This is a genomic window from Streptomyces sp. NPDC051940 (assembly GCF_040680895.1).
Lineage (GTDB): Bacteria > Actinomycetota > Actinomycetes > Streptomycetales > Streptomycetaceae > Streptomyces.
Genome location: NZ_JBFAXR010000282.1, coordinates 1 through 1,867, shown reverse-complemented (window position 1 = coordinate 1,867; position 1,867 = coordinate 1). Strand labels below are relative to the sequence as shown.

General features: G+C 77.7%; 1 pseudogene. It reads left to right on the top strand.

Features of this window, described 5'->3' with window-relative positions:
- Positions 1-68: 68 nt before the first annotated feature.
- A pseudogene (locus AB0M28_RS40425) lies at positions 69-1,867 on the top strand (hypothetical protein); the annotation flags it as partial.

Sequence of the window (1,867 nt, the reverse complement as noted above, 5' to 3'; positions counted from 1 at the left end):
TCAAGCCCATCTTCTCGGGATTGTCCCGTGTGTGCAGCGGTGTGCTGTGCGTTTGGGCGGTGCGCGCGGTGGGGCGGGCGGGGGGGGCGGGGCGGCCCCCCGCCGCGCCGCTGTCCGGGGAGCTCACCCACACCCTGCTGGAAGCCATACTCGGCGCGCAGCTCGACACCGACAGCGGCCGCCGCATGTGGCGGCTGACCCGGGGCAACGTGCTGTTCCTGAAGCACCTCGCCGACGGTGAACTGGCCGCCGGCCGGCTCCGGGAGACCGGCGGCGTCTGGCGCTGGGCGGGCACCCCGGAGCTCACGCCCACCCTGGCCGAGCTGGTCGGCGCCCGGATGGGCGCCCTGCCCGAGGCCGAACGCGACGTCGTCGACGTCCTCGCCCTCGGCGAACCCCTCGACGTGGACCTGCTCGGCCGGCTGACCGACCCCGCCGCCGTGGAGCAGACGGAATCGCGCGGCCTGGTCCAGGTGGAGCAGGCCGACAGCCGGCTGCAGGCCCGGCTCGCCCATCCGTTGTACGGCGAGACCCGGCGTTCGCGGATCGGCGTGCTGCGCGGCCGGCGGCTGCGCGGCCGGATCGCGACGGCGCTGGCCGGGCCGGGCGGCGCGGACCTGCTGCGCCGCGCCGTCCTCACGCTGGAGTCCGATCTGGAGCCGGACGCCGGGCTGTTCACCGAGGCGGGGATCGACGCCATCCGGCTGCTGGACCTCGGGCTGGCGGAGCGGCTCTCCCGCGCGTCCATCGCGGCCGCCGACTCCAGCGAGGCCCGGCACGCGCTGGCGTACGCGCTCGGCTGGCAGGGCCGCGGCGCGGAGGCGGACGCCGAACTGGCCGCCGCCGCGAACCTCGCCCGCTCCGACCCCGAACGCGCGGTGATCGCGACGTCGCGGGGCGGGAACGCCTTCTTCATCATGAGCGACCCCGCCAAGGCGGAGGCCGACCTGGTCCGCGCCCGGGGCACGGTGACCGACCCCAGCGGGGCCCTGACCGCGCTGCACGCGCTGTTCGACGCCTTCCTCGCCCGGCCCGACTCCGCCGAGGAGCGGGCCCGTTCGGTGCTCGCCCTGCCCGAGCCCGGCGACCGCGCGCTGGTCCTCGCCTCCTGGGGGCTGGCCGGAGCCCTCGGCCCCACTGGCCGGCTGGACGACTACGGCGAGGCGGAGGGCCGCGGTTACGCCGCCGTCGCCCGCGCCCACGACGGCCGCGCGCTGTCCTTCGGCATGGGCTGGGTGCATCTGGCGGGCCTCAGACTCGCGGGCCGGCTCGACGACGGCGACGCCCTGGTCCGGACCCTCCGCGAGGCGTCCGCCGGCGCCGTGGGCAGCATTGTGCCCATGGGCGTGTGCCTGGAGGCGTGGGCGGATCTGGCCCGGGGCCGGCTGCGCCGGGCGGTGCGGGCCTTCCGCGAGGTCCGCAGCGGCTTCGCCCAGGTGGACGTCGGCGGTTGGCTGTTCACCAGCCTGCTCGGCCTCACCCCCGCCTTGGCGTGGGCCGGCGACGCCGCCGCGGCCCGCGCCGCGCTGACCGAGCTGGAGGCGCACACCCACCCCGCGTTCGTCCTCGCCGCACCGGACATCGGCCTGGCCCGCGCCTGGACCGCCGCCGCCGAAGGAGCGCTGAGCGAGGCCGCCGCCCACGCCCACGAGGCCGCCCGGCTGGCGGCGGAGCGGGGGCAGGCCGCCTACGAGGCATACGCCCTGCACACCGTCGTACGGCTCGGCGGGCACGGTGTCGCGGACCGGCTGGTGGCGCTGGCCGGCCGGGTGCAGGGGCCGCGCCCGCGCCGAGCGCGAGCGGATCGCGGCCACGGAGGAGGCCAAGCGGCAGAACCTGGTGCGCAAGGAGCTGGCGTGGCTGCGCC